Source organism: Mycobacterium sp. SMC-17 (genome assembly GCF_045310915.1).
Lineage (GTDB): Bacteria > Actinomycetota > Actinomycetes > Mycobacteriales > Mycobacteriaceae > Mycobacterium.
The window spans coordinates 253,193-275,370 of record NZ_JBJIAK010000001.1 but is presented as its reverse complement, the minus strand read 5'-3'; the positions used below and the strand labels follow the sequence as shown (position 1 = coordinate 275,370).

Sequence of the window (22,178 nt, the reverse complement as noted above, 5' to 3'; positions counted from 1 at the left end):
AAACGACAGTGAACAACCACTCATGGCCGGTGAAGCTCGCCGCGACCGTACTCGCCGTGTCCGCCGTTACCACCGCACCCGCGGTCGCGGCTCCCAAGCCCAGCGGCGCAACGCTTTTCCTCTGCCCTGATTTCGGGAAGCCGGGCTCGTACCGGGTGACCATCCGCGGCGTCTTCCCGATGACGCAGGCCGACGCAGAGGGCTACCTCATCCACATCGACGACAACCCGGCCAAGCCTGGCCACATGGTCTACTACCTGCAGGACGACGACGGCCATGGCCACGAGGGAGACAGCAGCATCGCCTACCTCAGAGTGCCGCACAGACATTCGGATGCCGGCGGTTTTCTCCGGGCCGGCCCCGGCGGCCTGGAATACCAGCGTGAGTTGTCGGTGCGCACCTACGACCTCGATGCCGACGGCACCAAGTGGTACGACCCCGACCGGGTCACCGGCGAAGACCTCGACGAGATCTATGCCGCGGCAACATTCATCGACGCCGACGGTGGTGCGCGGACGCAGATCAGCCAGCAGATCACCAAGGACTTCACCGCGCCCGGCGTCTGCGACGGGTGCTGTTCCTAGCCGACCGGCGGTGGTGGACATGACACCATCAAAGCAGAAGGGTCCGACAAGTTCTGCGCGTCTCACATGAAGCGGCGCAACACCGTTCGCGCGTAGTCGACGATTTCCGTACCCGTCAGCACGACGCCCTCGACGCCGTCCAACTGCGCCACCTCGGCGGCGTTGAGCGGTGGTCGCCGGCCTGCCGCGACGGCAGCCCCGTGCAGCGCCGCGGCTTCTGCGGTGGCGCCCGCCTGCAGCAGGAACCGCGCCATGCGTCCCAGGTTGTCCCACTGCAACGGAATGACTTTGGACGGTCCGGCGATCACGAACATCTCGAGTGTCACGTGGTGGCCCCGCGCTGCCGCGCGCCGGTCACCGCGGGCGGCGTGAATGGTCGCCGACTCCATTTCGGCCATGGCGATGAGCCAGGTGTTCTCCACGGCGGAGGCCAACTCGTGGGCGTCGCTGATGATCGGCAACGCATCGTCCGGCCGGCTGACGGCAAGCGCCCGTGCCAGCGCGCAGCGCGCCAGCGCCCGTCCCGTGGGGTTCCCGACGCTGTCAGCGATCCGCACCGCTTCCCGCGCGGCCGGCAACGCCGCGTCGTTGGTCTCCATCGCCTGGTATCCGAGGGAGATCCGCTCCGCCGCCAGCAGCCTCCGCAGTGGATCGGTGCCTTCGCCCGACCGGAAGAACAGGTCCTCGAAATATGCTGTGCTGGTCGACAAGTCGCCGTCATTCATCACCACGTCGGCGAGCACATCGGCCGGGTACGCGAGAAAGGACACACCCGCGGCCGGCTCGCGGCCTTCCGCCAAGGCGATGATCGTCCGCGCGTGCGCGAACTCCCCGAGTACCTGGTAGCCGCGCGCGACGGTGCCGACCGCGGCCGGAAACAACGGATGTTGGCGGTCGGCGGCCTGGATCGCCCGCTCCACCCAGTCCATGGGGTCATAACCCACCCGAAGGTGGATCTCCGGCAGCGACGTGGCCAGCCGCAGCGCCAGGTCGATGTCGTGCCTCGCCATCGCGAACTCGAATGCCGTCCGCAGATTGTCGAAATCCGGTGCGACAAAAGTCGTTCCGGCCTTGGGCAGTACCCGCTGCACCCAGGCCGCTTCGTCACGGCCGCGCATTCCCGCCGACGCGCGCTCGGCGAGTTCGACGAAGTACGTCGCGTGGCGCGACGCCACCGCGTCGGCGGTCCCGTTGTCCTGCAGGCGTTCCCGCCCGTACGCGCGCAATGTCTCCAGGACGTCGTAGCGGGTGCCGGTCGGGCCGGTGCGCACCATGACCATCGACTTGTCGACCAGGCCCATGAGCATGTCCAACACGTCATCGTCGGTGGTGCCGGCATCGGCGCACACACCGTGAACCGCGTCGAGATCGAACCCGCCCGCGAACACCGACAATCGCGCGAACAACTGTTGTTCGGTTTCGGAGAGCAATCGGTAGGACCAGTCGATTGTCGCGGTGACGCTCTGCTGCCGCGGGTGCGCGCCGCGCTTACCGCCGCTGAGCAGGCGTAACCGGTCCAGTCGGCGGGCGACGTCCCCACTCGACATCGCCCGCATCCGGGCGGCGGCCAGCTCGATGGCCAACGGCACGCCGTCGAGCCGCCGGCAGATTTCCGCCACGGCACCCGCCGGCTCGCGATCGGGGTCGAAGTCGGGCCGGCTGGCCCTGGCCCGGTCGACGAACAGCACGGCGGCATCGTCCTCCGACAGCGGATGCACCGGCACGAGGCGTTCGGCTTCCACCCCGAGGGATTCTCGGCTCGTCGCCAATACCCGCACGCCGGGACACTCGTAGGTGATCCGGTCGATCAGGGCGGCCGCGTTGGCGAGGACGTGCTCGCAGTTGTCGATGACCAGCAGCAGTTTCAGCGGACGCAGATGATCGATCACGGCATCGTCGACGTCCTGGCCGTACCCGGCCTGCACCCGCAGCGCGGCAGCGACGGCGCGGCCGATGGCCGAGCCGTCACTCAGCGGCGCCAACTCGCAAACCCACACGCCGTCAACGAAATTGCTCTCTTCGCGCGCCGCCGTTTCGAGGGCAAGCCGGGTCTTGCCGACGCCGCCGACTCCCGTGAGGGTGACGACCGGCCCGTCGCCGAACGCGGACAGCACGCGCCGTACGTCGTCGTCGCGACCGACAAGCCGGGTTACGCGCCGCGGAACGACGGGTTCCGTCGCCGGAGCGGCAGCCGCAGCGGGTTGCGCGACGGGCCGCGCGGGATCACCGTCGAGTATCTGTTGCTGGACGGCCTGCAGGGCCGGACTGGGGTCGACGCCCAGTTCCTCGACAAGCCGTTCGCGCATCGCGCGGTACGTATCGAGGGCGGCGGCCTGTCGCCCGCACCGGTACTGCGCCAGCATCAGCTGTCCCGCCACCCGCTCATCGAGCGGATGTGCCTGCAGCGTCGTCGTCAGCTCATTGAGTAACTCACCGTGGCGCCCCGCACCGAGCGCCGCGTCATTACGATCGAGCACCGCGGAAAACCGTTCGGCTTCAAGCGAACCCCGCACCTCGTTGGCCCACGGCGTGTCGATTGTGGCGAACGGCTCCCCGCGCCACAGCGCCAGTGCGGCGTCGAACTGGCCGGCGGCCTCGGCCGGGATGGACGCCGCCCGAGCCCGGGCCAGCATGTCCCGGAAGAGATGCACGTCCACGGTACGCGGATCGGCCTGCAGCGCGTAGCCGGCAGGCCCCCGGACAATCTGCACGCCATCGGCGTCCGAGAAGAGCTGACGCAGTCGAGAGATGTACGCCGCCAAAGCATTACGCGCCTTGTGCGGCGGTTCATCGGCCCACACCCGGTCGATGAGCTGATCGGACGACACCGGACGATTGACGTCGACCAGCAATGACACCAGCACGCACCGCTGGCGCGCATGACCGACGTCGAGGCGCCGGCCATCGACCAGCACCTCGACGTCGCCGAGCACCCGAAACTCCACCGCCATCGACGTACAGCGTCCTCCAAGTTTCGGCGCGACGCCCGGCAATCGCGGCAATCAGTGCCGGTGCACCACCTACCCGTTGCTGCCATTGTTGCCATTGCCGTTGTTGCCCTGGCCGCCGGTACCGCCAGTACCTTTCGGACTACCGCCGTCACCACCGTCGCCTCCCTTGGCGGTCCCGGTTTTCGTGGTGGCATTTCCGCCGTCGCCGCCACGGCCGCCGGTGCTCAGCGGGCCGCTGTTGCCGCCGTGACCGCCGCCGCCCGCTTTGGCCGCGCCCGACGTCGACGACGCCGCGCCGCCGGTTCCACCGGCGCCACCCCTGCCGACTTGTGAATTCGCGCCGGAACCGGCGTAGCCGCCGCTGGCGCTCACCCCCGCTCCGCTGCCACCGGCTCCGCCCGCGCCGCCGGTCCCGGAGAATCCACCGTCGCCACCCGCGCCGCCACTACCACCGACACCCTGACCCTGGCTGCTCGCGCCGTTACCGCCGTCACCCCCGCGGCCGCCCGTCCCGATGAATGTCCCGGCTCTGCCGCCATGTCCGCCGGTGCCACCCACCGCGGTACCGACATTGGTGGCGTTACCACCCCTACCGCCATTGCCACCATTGCCGGCTATGCTGCCGCCGTTCCCGCCGGTGCCGCCCGGATGACCCATACCGCCATCGGCCGATGACGCGTTGGCACCCGCGCCGCCGTCACCGCCGTTTCCGAACAAGCCCGCGTTGCCGCCGTTCCCCGGTCCCTGGTTTGCGGTCGCATCGCCACCCTTGCCGCCGTTGCCGAAGAGCAGTCCGCCCCGGCCGCCGTTCTGGCCCGCGGCTCCATCTGCACCGTTGCCGATCAACAGCCCGCCGTTCTCACCCGGTGCGTCGCCGTTGCTCACGAAGATGCCGACAAGCTCACCCAGAGGATCGCCGCCGACGCCCGGTTGAAGCGCCGTCGGCGCCCCGCCCCCGGCGGGCGTGCGCACCGTCGTAGCGGCGAGCAGCGCGGGACCGAAGACGAGCGCCGTGTCGCCCGCGACGCGCACCCGTGGCTCGTGGTGCGGTGGACGGCTCGCGACCACGTGCGGACCGTCGACGGAATCACCTGACCGCGGTTGCACCACAACGGGTTCCACTGACGTACGCGGCGCGGTCGGATCCGCGGAGTGCGCGGCAGCCCTGGTTGGCTCCGCTTGCGTCGCGGCCCGCACCGTCACCACATCGACATGGCGCGGCAGCGCAGATGACGCCTCCTGCGAAGCGAATGCCATTGGCAGCATGGCGATTCCAATACCCAAAGCAATTACCGGCGGACCCACCCGCCCGACTGACTTCATGTCCACCACCGTCTTCTCCGTTCCCGATCAGGTCGTTGCCCGACGAAGCCATCGGACCGGTCGACGGTCTACCGGGGCCGTTGCGCGCCGCTGAAGCAGTTGTGAAACACAGGCCGGCGAAACTGAGCCGAGCGGCCCGCTGTGCACCGCCGTGACCTGCAGATTTCAGGATTCCGTCAAGGCCACGGCAATCGAGGCAACGCATTCTTCGAGACGACCGCGACGACAGTTGCGGACACCAGACCCAGGGACGGAGAGATCATGAAGCGCTACCTCATCGAGCGGGAGATTCCGGGAGCCAGCGAGCTGACCGAGGCGGAGCTGGCCGACATCGCGACGAAGTCGAACGATGTCGTGGCGAACCTCGGCGTCCCCTATCGCTGGATCACCAGCTACGTGGCGGGTGACAAGATCTATTGCGTCCACGAGGCGCCCAGCGAGGACGCGATCCGTGAGCACGCACGTCGAGGTGGCTTCCCCGCCGACAAAGTCGCGGTGCTGGCCAACGAATTCGGCCCCGAGTCCGCCGATACCTGATGGCACTTTCGGCCCACAGCCGGCGCATAGGTGCCACACTGGCGACGTGACGACGAACGATATCTACGAGCGGCTCGGGGCGCTGGAACAGTTGGTCCGACATCTCTACGCGCAGACCGGCATCCCACTGCCCGATGTGCGGTCGATGGCGCAAACACAGGTGTCGAACCGCGTGCTCGAACTACTGGCCGCCGGCAACAAGATCGCGGCCATCAAGGCGTACCGCGACGAGGCCGGTGTCGACCTGCCGACCGCGACCCGGGTTGTCGAATCCCTTTAGGCCAAGGGAGCTTTCGCCATGCTCGCAGTCATCGCAACGATTCCGGAGAGCGGCGGACCGACGGCGGCGGCGGCGAGTCCGGCCGGTGACCGCCTGTACGTCGGAAACATCGCCAATCCGACGGTCTCGGTGATCGCCACGGTCAGCAACACCGTGGTCGACACCATCGGGCCCGGCATCGGATTACCCGGCGCCCAGCAGCTGGTCGTACACCCGGACGGTACGCGGCTGTACTGCAACAATCTGGGCGGGTTGTCGGTGATGGACGTCAGCACCAAATCCGTTGTGGCCGTGGTGCTGTCCGGCTGGGCCGGCACAGCGGCGGTTCACCCCGACGGTTCCACCGTTTATCTCGCTTCAGGCGGCGATACCGATGGCACTTCCGACCCGAAAGTCATGCTGATCGACGCCGCCACCAATACGGTGACCGGAACCATCAAGGTCGACGACGCGTACTACCTCGCCGTCAGCCCCAACGGCGCCCGCCTCTACGTCGCGGGTTACGGCGGAGACCTGATCTGGGTCATCGACACCACGAGCCACAACATCGTGAAGACCATTGACGTCGGCAAGCCGATCGGCGGATTCGTCGTCAGCCCCGACAACAGTCGGCTCTATGTGCAGGGCGACGTCAAGTTCGGTCTGACCACCAGTAATGTGACCATCGTTGATGTCGGCGCCGGCGCGGTCACCACCAGCGTCACCTTCCCACTCGGCGAAGAGCTCACCGACATCGCCGTCGCGCCCGATGGTTCGGCGGTCTACGTCACCCAACTGACCGGCGACGTGAGTCGGATCGATACCGCCACCATGACGGTGACGGATACCGTCAACATCGGGAATTACGCAGGGGCCATTGCCGTTTCGCCCGACGGCTCGCGAATCTACGTCACCAACCGGTACAACAACACGGTGTCGGTGCTCGCTCAACTGCACCTTCCGGCCGGCGGCCTCGACCTGCCCGACCTGGTCGGCAAGCTGTTCGGTGGCGCGGCCGCCGGCGGCGGCGGTTGGTTGGTCATCGGCGACCATTTCATTCCGATCCCACCGCGAGAGCCCGTGCTGCAGGCCATCGCGCGCACACTCGCGCCGCACGTGGGCAAGCCCGTGCAGAACCATGAATTGGGCCAGCGCCTGCGACGCACCCTGGCATCCGAACCCGAGGCCCCAAAAATGGCGCCCGGCACCTTCCACCCCGACGGGCACCGACCGCAGCACTGACAGCGGCGCGAACTTTGGCGATTGCTCAGCACCGAGGCAAATTTGTCGCTACCGTCAATATTGCTTGAGTTCCCTCTCGGTCAGGAGCTTCACATGCATACCCTCACAGCCCGTTTGAGCCTGCCCACCGCCGCCGCCGTCATGGCCGCAGGCGTCATCGTCGCCGCTCCGCCGCCACCGGTGTTGAGGGCCCTCCCCGCACCGGTGATACACAGCGTCCAAATGCCGAACATCCAGTTCACCGCCACCATCGCAGACATCCTGCAGTTCCCCGCGTTCAAGCAGTGGGTCGCCAACCAGATCACCGACTTCGTGACAATCGGGGCGGGACTGGCCAAAGCAGGCCAGGGCGTCGGGCAGACCATCAGTGCCATCCCGGGACTCGTGGTCACCGTCGCGCAGCAGGTTCTGGCCCGAGACTTCGTCGGCGCCCTCGGCACTGTCGAAGCCGGAGTCATCGGCGCGGTGACCGTCATCGGCGGGCCGATCCTGTTGTCCATGATAGCGCGCGACCAACGCGTGCTGGCGGTGGACCAGGCGTTGGTGCAAGCAGTCCCGGTCGCGCTGATCGGTCTCGGCACCGGTCTGCTCGGCGGGTTCAACGCTGTCGCGACCTCGGCGATCATCGCCACCCAGAACATCGTGGCGGCCCTACTGCCCATCAACATCGGCAACCTCGCCACTGCCGTCGTCGACGGCGTCAAACTCGTCGTCCAAGGCCTCAACACCGGCGCCGGCAAGGTCATCGACGGAATCGCGTTCGCGCAGAACACCATTGCCAACGCATTGGCGACCCAGCCGGCGCCGATCGCGGCCGTCACGCCGACCCCGGCAGCCGGGGTCGCGGCCACCGCAATCCCGAAGATCACCGCAACGAAGATCAAGCCCGCGGTCAAGCCTGCACCGACATCGGCCACGCCGCCGACGACGGGCACCAAAGACTTGGCAGACCCCAAAGATCCGACAGACACCAAGGATTCAACGGCGCCCGACACCGTCTCGACGACGAAGCACGACACCGACTCCGGCGCCAAGCCCGACACGACCGGGGCAACAACCAACTCGAACGCCGGCTCAGGCACGTCGGACACCGGCAGCAAGGCCGAGAAGCAGACCGCCCCGAAGAAGCCGAAGACGAAGTCCGGCAAGAAGTCCCAGGGCAAGAAGGTCACGTCGACATCGCAGGCCGCCGCCTGAGGCCCAGCACATCCGGAGGTAACTCACAGACAGCCGCAGCAATGCGAAATACGCACTGAATCAACGATATCCGCGCCTCACGGTGACCACAGGTCGCCCGCCGTTCACCTTGAGTTCGTAGTCGATCCTTACCATCCGCCCCTACTGCCGTCGCAGCCGCGGACGCGCCGAGAGCGCGCCCCGGAATTCGAAAGCAACCGGAGCACAAGGGTGATCGACACACTGGATATCGCGCTGCGGATCGCCGCCGGCCTGGGGCTCGGCGCGGCGATCGGGCTGGAGCGTCAGTGGCGGTCCCGCAATGCCGGATTGCGCACGGCTGCACTGGTCAGCCTCGGGTCGACGCTGTTCGTCATCATGGGTGGCTACACCTTCGCGGGGGAACATGCCGATCCGACCCGGGTCGCCGCCCAGGTCGCGTCCGGCATCGGCTTCCTCGGCGCCGGCGTGATCATGCAGCAGGGCGCCACGATCTCCGGACTCAACACCGCGGCCACCCTGTGGGCCTCCGCCGCCATCGGCGCCCTGGCCGGCGGCGGACTGTTGATCCCCGCCGTGATCGGAAGCTGCGCGGTGATCGCCGCCAACATCTTCCTGCGGCCGGTGGGACGCACGCTGGACCGGCACCGCCGTCCGGGCGCCGAAGAGTCCTCTGCCGAATACCGGTTCGAGGTACGGTGCGCCACGACCGCCGAGCTGCACATCCGCAGCCTCATCTTCGACGCCATCTCGCACCCCAACCTCACGGTGCGCTCCATCTCCGCGGTCGATCTGCCCGACGACGAAGGGGTGCGCATCACGGCCACCGTCATCGCCGACGAACGCGACGACCACCGCATCGAGGCGGCCCTCGCCGATGTCATCAAGGCACCGGCCGTCACCGCGGTGCGCTGGAGCGCCGACGACATGAGCCCGGTCGACTAGACCGCACCCCGGCGGCCGACAAGGCCGCTACCAGGGGAAATTTGGTGGGCGCGGACGGTATCGAACCGCCGACCGCTGGTGTGTAAAACCAGAGCTCTACCACTGAGCTACGCGCCCCGCCTCGGGCACGCTACACGCCGATGGCGGCCAAGGGAAAATCAGTCGAGCGCGTTCAGCGCCGAAACCCAGACCGACTGGTCGCGCGCCTCGCCAGGCGATGTGCACTCCGCGAATCGCACGATGCCCTCCCGGTCGACGAGGAACGTGCCTCGGTCCGGGTACCCGGAAACCTCGTTGAAAACCCCATAGAGCTGGGCCACCGCGCCATGCGGCCAGAAGTCGCACAGGATCGGGAACTCGAAGCCCGATTCGCGCGCCCACACCTTGTGGGTGGCCGGCGGCCCGACCGAGATGGTCAGCGTTTCCACCGAGTCATTGCGGTACCGGGCCAGGTTGTCCTGAATCTCGCCGAGCTCCCCCGCACACACCGGGGTGAACGCCAGCGGGAAGAACACCAGCAACACGTTCCGGCCGCGTAACGCCGACAGCGTCACGGCGCGACCGTGCTGGTCTTTGAGCGTGAAGTCCGGTGCGACGGACCCGACGTCGATCATGACCGAACCCGCGAACGCAACGTGGTGGCGGAAAGCAGGCCGGTTTTCCGCCGTGTGGTTGCACTCGACGCGACGACGGCCCACCGACAACGGATTTGCCGCACAGAGGCGGCCGCACCGTCCAGCCGCGGCACAACAGCCAACCGCACTAGTGCCGGCCCGCGGCCTTCGACTTGGGCTGCACCAGGCGGCTGGCGATCCAGTCCCCGAGGTTGGCCGACGAGGTGACGACCAGCCCGGCGGTGGGCGCGGACTCGGCGATCTCGGCGGGCTGGACGTGGCCACCCTTGCCGGTTTTGGGAGTGACCACCCAGATGACGCCGTCATCGGCCAGCGGGGTGATCGCGTCCATCAAGCGGTCCACCAGGTCACCGTCATCATCGCGCCACCACAGCAGCACGACGTCCACCACTTCGTCGGAATCCTCGTCGAGAAGCTCTCCGCCGCAGGCATCTTCGATGTCAGCGCGGATGTCGTCGTCGGTGTCCTCGTCCCAGCCCAGCTCCTGGACGATCTGATCTTTGTGAATGCCCAGTCTCTGGGCGTAGTTCGGCGCGTCCGCCGCGGCCACCGGTGTCCTCCTCTAACCTGCCTGTTTGCAGCCTGTATGTGTGGAACCCAATAGTCGCATGCGACGACGATTCATTCGACGCAAGACACATCTTTGATGTGCGGGCGTTACTCGCACGCGGTCTCGGTGGCCGACTTGGCCTCATTGAACGAGTCGACCGCCGTGTTGAAATCCGAGGTCGACGCATTGGTGCTGATCGCCGTCGCCAACGACTGGGCCGCCGCCGACCAGCCGGCGAGCGCCGCCTTGAGGGTGTCCGACTGCACTGTCGTGGCGCTCTTGGTCACCGCGTCCGCGGCGTTGTGCAGCGCGTCGACCGCGGCCTGCAGCTTGGCGGCGTCGGTGCCACCGGCGTTCTCGGCGTCGACGTAGGCGTTCACGGCCTGCATCGCCGGTTTGCCGGTGTCGACGAACGTCTGGCACGCGGCCTCCGTCGCCGCCGCGGAGGCGCTCGACGAACTGGAACTGGCCGACGCAGCCGCGGACAGCGACACCGAGGTGCGGTATGCCGCGGCGCCCGGTTGGTCGACCGTCGAGCTGCCCTCGACGGACTTACTGCAGCCGACGAGCATCATGGCGGATACCGCCACGCCTCCGGATACCAAAGCGGCTGCGCGAAGCCGCGACACACTAGCCGCGCTGGTCATCATCAGCTGACCGTACAGGGTTGATGTGTCAATCGCGGGCATCCGAACGCGTACTCGCCGGTAGCCCACCCCAACGCCTAATCTGCGCAACGATGGGGGGACGATGGGCAGTGCCAAAAGCATCCCCAAAATCGAATACCAAGGAGTGGCAGTTGACCACTGAGTTCGTGCGCCAAGACCTGGCTCAAAACTCCAGTACCTCAGCCGAACCCGACCGGGTCCGGGTGATCCGTGATGGTGTCGCGTCGTACCTACCCGACATCGACCCAGACGAGACCGCCGAATGGCTGGAATCGTTCGACGACCTGTTGGGTCGGTCAGGGCCCGCGCGTGCCCGCTACCTGATGCTGCGGCTGTTGGAGCGCTCGCGGGAGATGCGCGTGTCCATCCCCGCGCTGACGTCCACCGACTACGTCAACACCATCCCCACCGACCTGGAGCCGTGGTTCCCCGGTGACGAAGAGGTCGAGCGCCGCTTCCGCCGCTGGATCCGCTGGAACGCCGCGATCATGGTGCACCGCGCCCAGCGGCCGGGAGTCGGTGTGGGCGGCCACATTTCGACGTACGCATCCTCGGCGTCGCTGTACGAGGTCGGCTTCAACCACTTCTTCCGCGGCAAGAACCACCCCGGCGGCGGCGACCAGATCTTCATCCAGGGCCACGCCTCCCCCGGCATCTACGCCCGCGCCTTCCTCGAGGGCCGGCTGTCTACCGACCAACTGGACGGCTTCCGGCAGGAGCACAGCCACGCCGGCGGCGGCCTGCCGTCGTACCCGCATCCCCGCCTGATGCCCGATTTCTGGGAATTCCCCACGGTGTCAATGGGTTTGGGCCCGATGAACGCCATCTACCAGGCGCGCTTCAACCACTACCTGCACGACCGCGGCCTCAAGGACACCAGCGATCAGCATGTGTGGGCCTTCCTCGGCGACGGCGAGATGGACGAGCCCGAGAGCCGTGGCCTGATCCAGGTCGCCGCCAACGAGGCGCTCGACAACCTGACGTTCGTCGTCAACTGCAACCTGCAGCGCCTGGACGGACCGGTCCGCGGTAACGGCAAGATCATCCAGGAGCTGGAGTCGTTCTTCCGCGGCGCCGGCTGGAACGTCATCAAGGTGGTGTGGGGCCGCGAATGGGACGCCCTGCTGCACGCCGACAAGGACGGCGCGCTGGTGAACCTGATGAACGTCACGCCCGACGGTGACTACCAGACCTACAAGGCCAACGACGGCGCGTACGTCCGCGACCACTTCTTCGGCCGGGACCCCCGCACCAAGGCACTGGTCGACCCCATGACCGACCAGGAGATCTGGAACCTCAAGCGCGGTGGCCACGACTACCGCAAGCTGTACGCCGCCTACCGTGCCGCGATGGAGCACAAGGGCCAGCCGACCGTGATCCTGGCCAAGACCATCAAGGGCTACACGCTGGGCAGCCACTTCGAGGGCCGCAACGCGACGCACCAGATGAAGAAGCTGGCGCTCGACGACCTCAAGAAGTTCCGCGACGCGACGCGGGTGCCGATCACCGACGCCCAGCTCGAAGAGAACCCGTACCTGCCGCCGTACTACCACCCGGGCTCCGAGTCGCCGGAAATCCGGTACATGCTCGACCGGCGCCGGGCGCTCGGCGGCTTCCTGCCGGAGCGGCGCACCAAGTCCAAGCCGCTGCCGCTGCCGGGCCGCGACGTCTACAAATCGCTCAAGAAGGGTTCGGGTAACCAGGCCGTCGCCACCACGATGGCGACGGTGCGCACCTTCAAAGAACTGTTGCGGGACAAGAACATCGGGCCACGCATTGTCCCGATCATTCCCGACGAGGCGCGCACGTTCGGCATGGACTCGTGGTTCCCGAGCCTGAAGATCTACAACCGCAACGGCCAGCTCTACACCGCCGTGGACGCCGATTTGATGTTGGCGTACAAGGAATCCGAAGTCGGCCAGATCCTGCACGAGGGCATCAACGAGGCCGGGTCGACGGCGTCGTTCACCGCGGTCGCGACGTCGTACGCCACGCACGACCTGCCGATGATCCCGATCTACATCTTCTATTCGATGTTCGGGTTCCAGCGCACCGGCGACGGGTTCTGGGCGGCGGCCGACCAGATGGGCCGCGGCTTCGTGCTGGGCGCCACGGCCGGACGCACGACGCTCACCGGCGAGGGCCTGCAGCACGCGGACGGTCACTCGCTGCTGCTGGCCTCCACCAACCCCGCGGTGGTGTCGTACGACCCGGCGTTCGCCTACGAGATCGCGTACATCATCGAGAGCGGCCTCGAGCGCATGTACGGCGAGAACTCCGAGAACGTCTACTTCTACATCACCATCTACAACGAGCCGTACGTCCAGCCGGCCGAGCCCGAGAACTTCGACCCCGAAGGCGTCCTGCGCGGCATGTACCGCTACCGCGTCGCGCCGGAGAAGCGCTCCAGCACGGCGCAGATCCTGGCGTCGGGCGTCTCGATGCCCGAGGCACTGCGGGCGGCGGACCTGCTGGCCGAGAACTGGGACGTAGCCGCCGACGTGTGGTCGGTGACCAGCTGGGGCGAGCTGAACCGCGACGGCGTGGACATCGACCGGCACGCGCTGCGCCACCCGGACCAGCAGGCCGGCGTGCCGTACGTGACCGCCCAGCTCGCGAAGACCGCGGGCCCCGTGGTCGCGGTATCCGACTGGATGCGCGCGGTGCCCGAGCAGATCCGCCCGTGGGTACCGAACACCTACGTCACGCTGGGCACGGACGGGTTCGGCTTCTCCGACACCCGCCCGGCGGCCCGCCGCTTCTTCAACACCGACGCGGAGTCGGTGGTGGTGGCGGTGCTGGAGGCCCTGGCTCGCGACGGCGAGATCGACCCGTCGGTGGCCGTCGCGGCCGCCAAGCAGTACCGGATCGACGACGTCTCGGCCGCCGAGGTGTCGTACGCCGACACCGGCAGCGCGTAGAGCCCGCGCACGCTGAGATGACGGTTTCTGTCAGAAACCGTCATCTCAGCGCGGCCGGATTGGCAGAAGTCTCCAGAAATCAGGCGTAGCTTTTAGTCATGCCCGACAACGCGACCAGCGGCAAGCGGTTCGTGCCGCCCAAGTCGACACTCGAAGTGCTCGAGAACGTCCCAGAGACGGTGCTGCGTCGCCTCAAGCAGTACTCCGGCACGTTGGCGACGCAGGCGGTGCACGCCCTCGAAGAACGGCTGCCATTCTTCGCCGAACTGGAGGCCTCGCAGCGGGCCAGCGTGCATCTGGTGGTGCAGACCGCGGTCGTCAACTTCGTCGAGTGGATGCGCGACCCCAACAGCGACGTCAGCTACACCGCGGAGGCCTTCGAGGTCGTGCCCCAGGACCTGCGGCGACGCATCGCGCTGCGGCAGTCGGTGGAGATGGTGCGGACCACCATGGAGTTCTTCGAGGAAGTGGTGCCGCTGCTGGCCCGCACCGAGGAACAGTTGACGGCATTGACCGCCGGCATCCTGCGCTACAGCCGCGACCTGGCCTTTGCCGCCGCCAGCGCATACGCCGACCAGGCCGAGGCCCGCGGCGCCTGGGACACCCGGATGGAGGCCAACGTCGTCGACGCCGTGGTGCGTGGCGACGTCGGCACCAGCCTGCAGTCGCAGGCGGCGGCACTGAACTGGGACGCCACCGCGCCCGCCACCGTCGTGGTGGGCTACCCGCAACCCGACCGCGCCGATCTGGCCAGCGAGGACGTCCACGACGTCGCCAGCCGCAACGGTCGCGTCGCCCTGTCCGACGTCCACGGCACCTGGCTGGTGGCCATCATCTCCGGACAGATCTCGCCCACCGATCGGTTCCTGGGCGAACTGATGGGCGTGTTCGCCGACGCCCCGGTGGTCATCGGCCCGACCGCCGCCACGCTGGCAGCCGCCCATTACAGCGCCACCGAAGCCATCTCCGGAATGAATGCGGTGAGCGGCTGGACGGGTGCACCGCGCCCCGTCGCCGCGCGCGAACTGCTGCCCGAACGCGCCCTGCTCGGGGACCGCACGGCCATCGCGGCCCTGGAACTCGAGGTCGTCCGGCCGCTGGCAGACGCGGGTCCGGCGCTGACAGAGACGCTCGACGCCTACCTCGACGCCGGCGGCGCCATAGAAGCGTGCGCCCGTAAATTGTTCGTTCATCCAAACACCGTCCGGTACCGGCTGCGCCGGATCGCGGACTTCACCGGCCGCGATCCGATGGTGCCCAGGGACGCCTATGTGCTCCGAGTGGCCTCGACAGTGGGTCGATTGAGCCGTACCCCCGCTCAAGCCAACCAGCAAACGGCCTGATCAGCACAGTTACAGCAAACCTACCCGCCGGTAGCTATCGACCCCCGACTGTGATCCACATCGCAGCCAGGTCTCGCCAACGTTGCATAACGTGCGTTTTTGTAGACATTCCACAAAACTTTAAGACCAGGTTCATAATCTCTTACACGGCATAAATCCCGCTTCACAGTGTTTTCTTAATCCGTGCCTCAAACACCTGTGCTTGCGCTGCTTGCCCCCGGGCAGGGATCTCAGACGCCCGGCATGCTCACCCCATGGTTGGAGCTGGCCGGTGCGGCTGACCGTCTGGCCACCTGGTCGGAGATCAGCGGTCTCGATCTCGCCCAGCTGGGCACCACGGCGACCGCCGAGGAGATCACCGACACCGCGGTGACCCAGCCGCTGGTCGTCGCGGCCACGCTGCTCGCACACGAAGAGCTGACCAAGCGCGGCCTCCTGGCCGGTGCCACCACGATCGTGGCCGGCCACTCGGTCGGCGAGATCGCCGCCTACGCCATCGCGGGCGTCATCTCCGCCGACGAGGCCATCAAGCTCGCCGCCACCCGCGGCGCCGAGATGGCCAAGGCCTGCGCCCTGGAGCCCACCGGCATGGCCGCGGTGCTCGGTGGCGACGAGGCCGAGGTGCTCGCACGTCTGGAAGCCCTGGAACTGGTCCCGGCCAACCGCAACGCGGCGGGTCAGATCGTCGCGGCCGGTGCCGTCTCGGCGCTGGAGAAGCTGGCCGAGGATCCGCCGGCCAAGGCCCGCGTCCGTGTCCTGGCCACCGCCGGCGCCTTCCACACGCACTTCATGGGCTCGGCGCAGGAGCCGTACGCGGCTGCCGCGGCGACCGTCACCCCCAGCGAGCCGACCACCACGCTGCTGTCCAACGCCGACGGCCAGCCGGTCGCCGACGCCGCGGACGCCATGGCCAAGCTGGTCGCCCAGATGACCCGCCCGGTCCGCTGGGACCTGTGCTCGGAAACGATGCGGAAGCGCTTCAGTGCCGCACAGGAAGGCCAGGAAGTGACCGGCATCATCGAGTTCCCCCCGGCGGGCACCCTCACCGGTATCGCCAAGCGCGAAGTCAAGGGCGTGCCCACCTTCGCCATCAAGACCCCCGCAGATTTGGACGGACTCACCGAGTTCTGACAGGGCTGTAGGCCTGAAAAGCAACCAACCCGAATCAACCGACCCGGCACACCAAATCCGGTGTGCCGACACAACAAAAAGAAGGAGCCATCGTGGCTGCCAGTCAAGAAGAAATCATCGCCGGCCTCGCCGAGATCATCGAAGAGGTCACCGGCATCGAGCCGTCTGAGGTGACCCCCGAGAAGTCCTTCGTCGACGACCTGGACATCGACTCGCTGTCGATGGTCGAGATCGCCGTCCAGACCGAGGACAAGTACGGCGTGAAGATCCCGGACGAGGACCTGGCCGGCCTGCGCACCGTTGGTGACGTCGTCGCCTACATCCAGAAGCTCGAGGAAGAGAACCCCGAGGCTGCTGCCGCGCTGCGCGATAAGTTCAGCAAGTGACCAGGCCTTCCACGGCTAACGGAGGCTTCCCGAACGTCGTGGTGACCGCCGTGGAGGCAACCACGGCGCTCGCTGCTGACATCGAGAGCACGTGGAAGGGCCTCCTGGCAGGCGAAAGCGGCATCCGTGAGTTGACCGACGATTTCGTCACCAAGTGGGACCTTCCGGTGCGTATCGGTGGCCACCTGGTCGACGATCTCGAGGCCGAGCTCACCCGCGTCGAACTGCGCCGTAACTCGTACGTGCAGCGCATGTCGCTCGTGCTGGCGCGACGGTTGTGGAAGAACGCGGGTGCGCCCGAGGTCGATCCCGACCGTTTCGCCGTCGTGATCGGCACGGGTCTCGGTGGCGGCGAGAAGATCGTCGAAACCTACGACGCCATGAACGAGGGCGGCATCCGCAAGGTCAGCCCGCTCGCCGTTCAGATGATCATGCCCAACGGCGCGGCTGCGGTCGCCGGCTTGGAGCTGGGCGCCCGCGCCGGGGTCATCACCCCGGTGTCGGCGTGCTCGTCGGGTTCTGAGGCCATCGCCCACGGCTGGCGTCAGATCGTCATGGGCGACGCGGACTTCGCCGTCGTCGGTGGCGTGGAAGGCGGCATCGAGGCACTGCCCATCGCGGCGTTCTCGATGATGCGCGCCATGTCGACCCGCAACGACGATCCCGCGGGTGCGTCGCGGCCGTTCGACAAGGATCGTGACGGCTTCGTGTTCGGTGAAGCCGGCGCGATGATGATCATCGAGACCGAAGAGCACGCGCTGGCGCGTGGCGCCAAGCCGATCGCCCGCCTGCTGGGTGCCGGTATCACCTCGGACGCGTTCCACATGGTGGCCCCGGCAGACGGCGGCGTGCGCGCCGGTGCCGCGATGAAGCGTGCACTGGAGACCGCGGGGCTGGACGCCAAGGACATCGACCACGTCAATGCCCACGGCACTGCCACCCCGATCGGTGACACCGCCGAGGCCAATGCCATCCGCGTCGCCGGATGTCAGAACGCCGCGGTGTACGCGCCGAAGTCGGCGCTCGGCCACTCCATCGGTGCGGTCGGTGCGCTGGAGTCCGTGTTGACGGTGCTCGCGTTGCGCGACGGGGTCATCCCCCCGACGCTCAACTACGAGACGCCGGATCCCGCCATCGATCTCGATGTTGTTGCGGGCGAGCCTCGTTATGGCGACTACAAGTACGCCATCAACAACTCGTTCGGGTTCGGTGGACACAATGTCGCCCTGGCCTTTGGGCGTTATTAAGTCGAAGGGACATTGAGCAGTAATGGCAGGGGTAACCGCACAGAGGTTGTCAACGGGGAATGGTCTCCCCAATGTGGTCGTCACTGGTGTAGCCATGACGACTGCCCTGGCGACCGATGCCGAAACCACGTGGCAGAAGCTCCTTGACGGGCAGAGCGGGATCCGTCTTCTCGAAGATGACTTCATCGAGAAGTACGACCTTCCCGTCCGTATCGGTGGGCATCTGCACGAGGATTTCGACAGTGAACTGACGCGCGTCGAACTGCGTCGGCTGTCATATCTGCAGAAAATGTCGACGGTCATCGGCCGGCGAGTCTGGGAAAACGCAGGCTCGCCGGACGTTGACCCCCGACGACTGATGGTGTCGATCGGCACCGGCCTCGGCTCGACCGAGGAACTGGTCTTCGCCTACGACGGCATGCGCGAGCGCGGCCTGCGAGCGGTTTCGCCGCTGGTCGTGCAGATGTACATGCCCAACGGGGCGGCGGCCGCTGTCGGACTGGAGCGCAAGGCCAAGGCCGGGGTGTCCACCCTGATCTCGGCCTGCGCGTCCGGGTCCGAAGCCATCGCCAACGCCTGGCGCCAGCTGGTGCTGGGCGAGGCCGACGTCGCCATCACCGGCGGTGTCGAAACCAAGATCGAGGCAGTGCCGATCGCCGGGTTCGCCCAGATGCGCATCGTGCTGTCCAACACCAACGACAACCCGGCCGGTGCCTGCCGCCCGTTCGACCGCGACCGCAACGGCTTCGTGTTCGGCGAGGGTGGCGCCATGCTGGTGCTCGAGACCGAGGAACACGCCAAGGCCCGCGGCGCCAACATTCTGGCCCGCCTGATGGGCGCGAGCGTCACCTCGGACGGCTACCACATCGTGGCGCCGGACCCCAACGGTGAGCAGGCCGGCTACGCCATGACCCGGGCCATCGAACTGGCCGGGCTCGTGCCGTCCGACATCGACCACGTCAACGCGCACGCGACCGGCACCAGCGTCGGTGACGTCGCCGAGGGCGTGGCCATCAACAACGCCATGAAGGGCCACCGGCCGGCGGTGTACGCCCCCAAGTCGGCGCTGGGCCACTCGGTGGGTGCAGTTGGTGCGGTGGAGTCCATCCTCACCGTGCTCGCGCTGCGCGACGGCGTAATTCCGCCCACACTGAACCTGGACAACCTGGATCCGGAGATCGATCTGGATGTGGTCTCCAAGGCTCCGCGGCAGGGCGACTACAAGTACGCGATCAACAACTCGTTCGGGTTCGGCGGACACAACGTCGCACTCGCATTCGGCCGGTACTGAGCGACGAAGCGCATACCGCGAGATCAAGGAGATTAGAGAATGACGACCCTGGCACCTGAGGCGACGGCCGCCGAATCACTTGATCCTCGCGACCCGCTGCTGCGGCTCTCGACCTTCTTCGACCCGGGCAGCGTCAAGCCGCTGCACGAGCGCGACAAGTCGGGCGTCCTGGCCGCCTCCGGCACCGTCAACGGCGTGCACACCATCGCGTTCGCCACCGACGGCACCGTCATGGGTGGTGCCATGGGCGTTGACGGCTGCGCGCACATCGTCCGCGCCTACGACACCGCCATCGACGAGCAGGCCCCCATCGTGGGCATCTGGCACTCCGGTGGCGCCCGCCTCGCCGAGGGTGTGCGCGCGCTGCACGCGGTCGGCCAGGTCTTCGAGGCCATGATCCGGGCCTCGGGCTACATCCCGCAGATTTCGCTGGTAGTCGGCTTCGCCGCCGGTGGTGCCGCCTACGGCCCCGCCCTGACCGACGTCATCGTCATGGCCCCCGAGGGCCGCGTCTTCGTCACCGGCCCGGACGTCGTCCGCAGCGTCACCGGTGAGGACGTCGACATGGTCTCGCTCGGTGGCCCCGACACCCACCACAAGAAGTCCGGCGTGTGCCACATCGTCGCCGACGACGAACTCGACTGCTACGAGCGCGGCCGTCGCCTGGTCGGCCTGTTCAGCCAGCAGGGCCACTTCGACCGCACCAAGGCCGAGGCCGGCGACACCGACATCAAGGCCCTCATGCCCGAGTCGGCGCGTCGCGCGTACGACGTGCACCCGATCGTCGAGGCCCTGCTCGACGAGGGCGTGCCGTTCGAAGAGTTCCAGTCCAAGTGGGCGCCGTCCATCGTGGTCGGCCTGGGCCGCCTCGCCGGTCGCTCCGTCGGCGTCATCGCCAACAACCCGCTGCGTCTGGGCGGCTGCCTGAACTCCGAAAGCGCCGAGAAGGCAGCACGTTTCGTGCGGCTGTGCGACGCCTTCGGCATCCCGCTGATCGTTCTGGTCGACGTCCCCGGCTACCTGCCCGGTGTCGACCAGGAGTGGGGCGGCGTCGTGCGCCGTGGCGCCAAGCTGCTGCACGCGTTCGGTGAGGCCGTCGTCCCCCGCGTCACGCTGGTGACCCGCAAGATCTACGGCGGCGCGTACATCGCCATGAACTCGCGGTCGCTGGGCGCGACGAAGGTGTTCGCCTGGCCGGACGCCGAGGTCGCCGTCATGGGCGCCAAGGCCGCCGTCGGCATCCTGCACAAGCGCAAGCTGGCCGCCGTCGAGGACGCCGCCGAGCGTGAGGCCCTGCACGAGGAACTGGCCCTCGAGCACGAGAAGATCGCCGGTGGCGTCGACTCGGCCATCGAGATCGGCGTCGTCGACGAGAAGATCGACCCGGCCCACACCCGGTCCAAGATCACCCAGGCCCTCGCCGAGGCCCCGGCCCGCCGCGGTCGCCACAAGAACATCGCGCTGTAATCACGCGACAAACCACAAAACTGCCCCTCTCCTTAGGACGAGGGGCAGTTTTGTTTGTCCGCGATGAATTTCGCCAACCCCGGAGGTCAACACGCACATGACGCAACTGGTGAAAGTGCAGAACTTCAACGTCTCGGCGGACGGCTTCGGTGCCGGTGTCGGGCAGAGTTTCGAGCGGCCCTTCGGCCACGCCGACCCGGGCACCATGTTCGCCTGGGCCGGCGCCACCGCCAGCTGGCCCAACCGCACCGATCCGGGCGGCACCCGCGGCCTTGACGACCACCTCGTGCGCGACTTCCACCACAACATCGGCGCCGAGATCATGGGCGCGGGCAAGTTCAGCCCCTACCGCGGGCCGGCGCGGCTCGACTGGCAGGGCTGGTGGGGCGACGAACCGCCGTTCCACACCCCGGTTTTCGTGATGACGCACCACCTGCGGCCGTCGTTCACGTTGTCGGACACCACATTCCACTTCGTCGACGCGACCCCCGCCGAGGTGCTGGAACTGGCCCGAGAGGCCGCGCAGGGCAAGGACATTCGCATCGGCGGCGGGGCCACGACGGTCCGGGAGTTCCTCGACGCCGACCTGATCGACACCCTGCACATCGTGGTGTCCCCCACCGTGACGCTCGGCGAGGGCTCACGACTCTGGGAGTCCCCCGACGAGCTGCTCGACCGGTACCACTGCGACGTGGTGCCCAGCTCCAGCGGCGTCATCCACCACTTGTTCTGGCGCCGCTGAGCTTTCGGCCACTACCGCGTGGTGTAGCCGCCGTTGGCGAAGATGGTCTGGCCGGTGATCCAGTGGCCCTCGTCGGTGAGGAACACGACCAGCGGGGCAATGTCCTCGATGAGGGTCAGCCGGCCGCCCATCGCCTGCGACTTGTGGAACTCCACGCGCTCCGGGGTCTCCTGGCCGTAGAAGAACGGCGTGTCCATGGGCCCCGGACCCACGTTGTTGACGTTGATCCCGCGCGCCGCGAACTCTTTCGCGGCGGCGCGGGTGAAGTGCTCGACGGGGCTCTTGGCGCCGGCGTAGGTGCTGTAACCATCGGTGAACGCCGCGAGCAGCGCCGTCACGATGGTGATCACCGATCCGCCGTCGTTGAGCCGGCGGCCCGCCTGCTGCAGGAAGAAGTACGCGGCCTTGGCGTTGATGTCGAACATCGAATCGTATTCGGCCTCAGTGGTTTCCACGATCGGCTTGCGCAGCACCTTGCCGACGGTGTTGATCGCGATGTCGACGCCGCCGAACGCCTCGACCGCCGCGTCGAACAGCTTCTCCACGTTGCCGGGAACGGTCAGGTCGCCCTGAACCTTGATGGCCTTCGCGCCGGCGGACTCGATGGCGGCAACGGTCTGATCGGCGTCGGCCTCGGTGGCCGCGCTGTTGTAGTGCACCGCGACGTTGACGCCGCGGGCGCCGAGGGTGGTGCTGATCAGGCCGCCCAGGTTCTTGGCTCCGGCGGCGACGACTGCTGTTTTACCTTCGAGATTGCTCATGTGGCCCACGCTAGCCACG

The 22,178-nt window shown here is 67.5% G+C and carries 20 protein-coding genes and 1 tRNA gene; 14 read left to right on the top strand and 7 right to left on the bottom strand.

The window, feature by feature from the left end; genetic code table 11:
* Positions 1 to 8 precede the first annotated feature (8 nt).
* Positions 9 to 584, top strand: coding sequence for a hypothetical protein (locus tag ACJH7A_RS01270; RefSeq protein WP_406801311.1), 576 nt, complete (start codon positions 9 to 11; stop codon positions 582 to 584).
* Positions 585 to 646: 62 nt separating this feature from the next.
* On the opposite strand, the gene ACJH7A_RS01265 is transcribed toward ACJH7A_RS01270, so the two are convergent.
* Both ACJH7A_RS01265 and ACJH7A_RS01260 read right to left on the bottom strand, forming a co-directional pair.
* Positions 647 to 3,535: a BTAD domain-containing putative transcriptional regulator gene (locus ACJH7A_RS01265; protein ID WP_406801310.1), complete on the bottom strand. Its 2,889-nt coding sequence runs from the start codon at positions 3,533 to 3,535 to the stop codon at positions 647 to 649.
* A 69-nt stretch (positions 3,536 to 3,604) separates the two neighbouring features.
* Positions 3,605 to 4,792, bottom strand: coding sequence for a PGRS repeat-containing protein (locus tag ACJH7A_RS01260; protein ID WP_163692683.1), 1,188 nt, complete (start codon positions 4,790 to 4,792; stop codon positions 3,605 to 3,607).
* A 327-nt stretch (positions 4,793 to 5,119) separates the two neighbouring features.
* On the opposite strand from ACJH7A_RS01260, the gene ACJH7A_RS01255 reads away from it, so the two are divergent.
* The 5 genes from ACJH7A_RS01255 (at position 5,120) to ACJH7A_RS01235 (ending at position 9,017) form a co-directional block, all read left to right on the top strand.
* Positions 5,120 to 5,395 (top strand): DUF4242 domain-containing protein, encoded by a 276-nt coding sequence (locus tag ACJH7A_RS01255; RefSeq protein WP_138248539.1) that lies wholly within the window; start codon positions 5,120 to 5,122, stop codon positions 5,393 to 5,395.
* 46 nt (positions 5,396 to 5,441) lie between these two features.
* Positions 5,442 to 5,675, top strand: coding sequence for a hypothetical protein (locus tag ACJH7A_RS01250; protein WP_138248538.1), 234 nt, complete (start codon positions 5,442 to 5,444; stop codon positions 5,673 to 5,675).
* Between the two features lie 18 nt (positions 5,676 to 5,693).
* Entirely contained in the window at positions 5,694 to 6,896 is a 1,203-nt protein-coding gene (locus ACJH7A_RS01245; protein ID WP_138248537.1) for a YncE family protein, read from the top strand.
* Between the two features lie 93 nt (positions 6,897 to 6,989).
* Positions 6,990 to 8,093, top strand: a complete 1,104-nt coding sequence (locus tag ACJH7A_RS01240) for a hypothetical protein (protein WP_406801309.1) — start codon at positions 6,990 to 6,992, stop codon at positions 8,091 to 8,093.
* Between the two features lie 213 nt (positions 8,094 to 8,306).
* On the top strand, positions 8,307 to 9,017 hold the full coding sequence (locus ACJH7A_RS01235; protein WP_163693127.1) for an MgtC/SapB family protein: 711 nt from the start codon (positions 8,307 to 8,309) through the stop codon (positions 9,015 to 9,017).
* Between the two features lie 42 nt (positions 9,018 to 9,059).
* Here the strand turns inward: ACJH7A_RS01235 and ACJH7A_RS01230 are convergent.
* From ACJH7A_RS01230 to ACJH7A_RS01215, 4 genes are all read right to left on the bottom strand, one after another.
* Positions 9,060 to 9,134, bottom strand: a tRNA-Val gene (locus ACJH7A_RS01230).
* Between the two features lie 41 nt (positions 9,135 to 9,175).
* Positions 9,176 to 9,631, bottom strand: coding sequence for a peroxiredoxin (locus tag ACJH7A_RS01225; RefSeq protein ID WP_138248534.1), 456 nt, complete (start codon positions 9,629 to 9,631; stop codon positions 9,176 to 9,178).
* Positions 9,632 to 9,779: 148 nt separating this feature from the next.
* A complete protein-coding gene (locus ACJH7A_RS01220; protein ID WP_020104234.1) occupies positions 9,780 to 10,202 on the bottom strand; it encodes a DUF3052 domain-containing protein in 423 nt (140 codons plus the stop codon).
* Positions 10,203 to 10,309: 107 nt separating this feature from the next.
* Positions 10,310 to 10,792, bottom strand: a complete 483-nt coding sequence (locus tag ACJH7A_RS01215; RefSeq protein WP_406801308.1) for a hypothetical protein — start codon at positions 10,790 to 10,792, stop codon at positions 10,310 to 10,312.
* 209 nt (positions 10,793 to 11,001) lie between these two features.
* Here ACJH7A_RS01215 and aceE point away from each other — a divergent pair, with 209 nt between their 5' ends.
* The 8 genes from aceE (at position 11,002) to ACJH7A_RS01175 (ending at position 21,398) form a co-directional block, all read left to right on the top strand.
* Positions 11,002 to 13,791, top strand: a complete 2,790-nt coding sequence (gene aceE / locus ACJH7A_RS01210; RefSeq protein WP_406801307.1) for a pyruvate dehydrogenase (acetyl-transferring), homodimeric type — start codon at positions 11,002 to 11,004, stop codon at positions 13,789 to 13,791.
* Positions 13,792 to 13,889: 98 nt separating this feature from the next.
* The gene (locus ACJH7A_RS01205) at positions 13,890 to 15,134 is read left to right on the top strand and encodes a PucR family transcriptional regulator (protein WP_406801306.1); all 1,245 of its coding nucleotides are present in this window, start codon (positions 13,890 to 13,892) and stop codon (positions 15,132 to 15,134) included.
* A gap of 198 nt (positions 15,135 to 15,332) precedes the next feature.
* On the top strand, positions 15,333 to 16,265 hold the full coding sequence (locus ACJH7A_RS01200; protein ID WP_212814883.1) for an ACP S-malonyltransferase: 933 nt from the start codon (positions 15,333 to 15,335) through the stop codon (positions 16,263 to 16,265).
* Positions 16,266 to 16,357: 92 nt separating this feature from the next.
* Complete coding sequence (acpM, locus tag ACJH7A_RS01195; RefSeq protein WP_061006272.1) at positions 16,358 to 16,651, top strand: meromycolate extension acyl carrier protein AcpM; 294 nt, start codon at positions 16,358 to 16,360, stop codon at positions 16,649 to 16,651.
* Positions 16,648 to 17,898 carry a 3-oxoacyl-ACP synthase KasA gene (gene kasA, locus ACJH7A_RS01190; RefSeq protein WP_212812164.1) on the top strand — a complete coding sequence of 417 codons (1,251 nt, stop codon included), beginning with the start codon at positions 16,648 to 16,650 and terminating at the stop codon, positions 17,896 to 17,898. Before acpM ends, kasA begins: the two co-directional genes overlap by 4 nt.
* A 22-nt stretch (positions 17,899 to 17,920) precedes the next feature.
* Entirely contained in the window at positions 17,921 to 19,189 is a 1,269-nt protein-coding gene (gene kasB / locus ACJH7A_RS01185) for a 3-oxoacyl-ACP synthase KasB (protein WP_212812165.1), read from the top strand.
* Positions 19,190 to 19,228: 39 nt separating this feature from the next.
* Entirely contained in the window at positions 19,229 to 20,656 is a 1,428-nt protein-coding gene (locus ACJH7A_RS01180) for an acyl-CoA carboxylase subunit beta (RefSeq protein ID WP_212812166.1), read from the top strand.
* A gap of 97 nt (positions 20,657 to 20,753) precedes the next feature.
* Positions 20,754 to 21,398: a dihydrofolate reductase family protein gene (locus tag ACJH7A_RS01175; RefSeq protein ID WP_212812167.1), complete on the top strand. Its 645-nt coding sequence runs from the start codon at positions 20,754 to 20,756 to the stop codon at positions 21,396 to 21,398.
* Between the two features lie 11 nt (positions 21,399 to 21,409).
* Here the strand turns inward: ACJH7A_RS01175 and ACJH7A_RS01170 are convergent, their stop codons facing one another.
* Complete coding sequence (locus ACJH7A_RS01170; RefSeq protein WP_318985245.1) at positions 21,410 to 22,159, bottom strand: SDR family oxidoreductase; 750 nt, start codon at positions 22,157 to 22,159, stop codon at positions 21,410 to 21,412.
* Between the last annotated feature and the right edge of the window lie 19 nt (positions 22,160 to 22,178).

What these genes read in the sequence shown, in the direction of transcription:
- ACJH7A_RS01265 (WP_406801310.1), bottom strand. Translation starts at nt 3,535, where the DNA reads ATGGCGGTGGAGTTTCGGGTGCTCGGCGACGTCGAGGTGCTGGTCGAT.
- ACJH7A_RS01260 (WP_163692683.1), bottom strand. Translation starts at nt 4,792, where the DNA reads ATGGCATTCGCTTCGCAGGAGGCGTCATCTGCGCTGCCGCGCCATGTC.
- ACJH7A_RS01255 (WP_138248539.1), top strand. Translation starts at nt 5,120, where the DNA reads ATGAAGCGCTACCTCATCGAGCGGGAGATTCCGGGAGCCAGCGAGCTG.
- ACJH7A_RS01245 (WP_138248537.1), top strand. Translation starts at nt 5,694, where the DNA reads ATGCTCGCAGTCATCGCAACGATTCCGGAGAGCGGCGGACCGACGGCG.
- ACJH7A_RS01240 (WP_406801309.1), top strand. Translation starts at nt 6,990, where the DNA reads ATGCATACCCTCACAGCCCGTTTGAGCCTGCCCACCGCCGCCGCCGTC.
- ACJH7A_RS01225 (WP_138248534.1), bottom strand. Translation starts at nt 9,631, where the DNA reads ATGATCGACGTCGGGTCCGTCGCACCGGACTTCACGCTCAAAGACCAG.
- ACJH7A_RS01205 (WP_406801306.1), top strand. Translation starts at nt 13,890, where the DNA reads ATGCCCGACAACGCGACCAGCGGCAAGCGGTTCGTGCCGCCCAAGTCG.
- kasB (WP_212812165.1), top strand. Translation starts at nt 17,921, where the DNA reads ATGGCAGGGGTAACCGCACAGAGGTTGTCAACGGGGAATGGTCTCCCC.
- ACJH7A_RS01180 (WP_212812166.1), top strand. Translation starts at nt 19,229, where the DNA reads ATGACGACCCTGGCACCTGAGGCGACGGCCGCCGAATCACTTGATCCT.
- ACJH7A_RS01175 (WP_212812167.1), top strand. Translation starts at nt 20,754, where the DNA reads ATGACGCAACTGGTGAAAGTGCAGAACTTCAACGTCTCGGCGGACGGC.
- ACJH7A_RS01170 (WP_318985245.1), bottom strand. Translation starts at nt 22,159, where the DNA reads ATGAGCAATCTCGAAGGTAAAACAGCAGTCGTCGCCGCCGGAGCCAAG.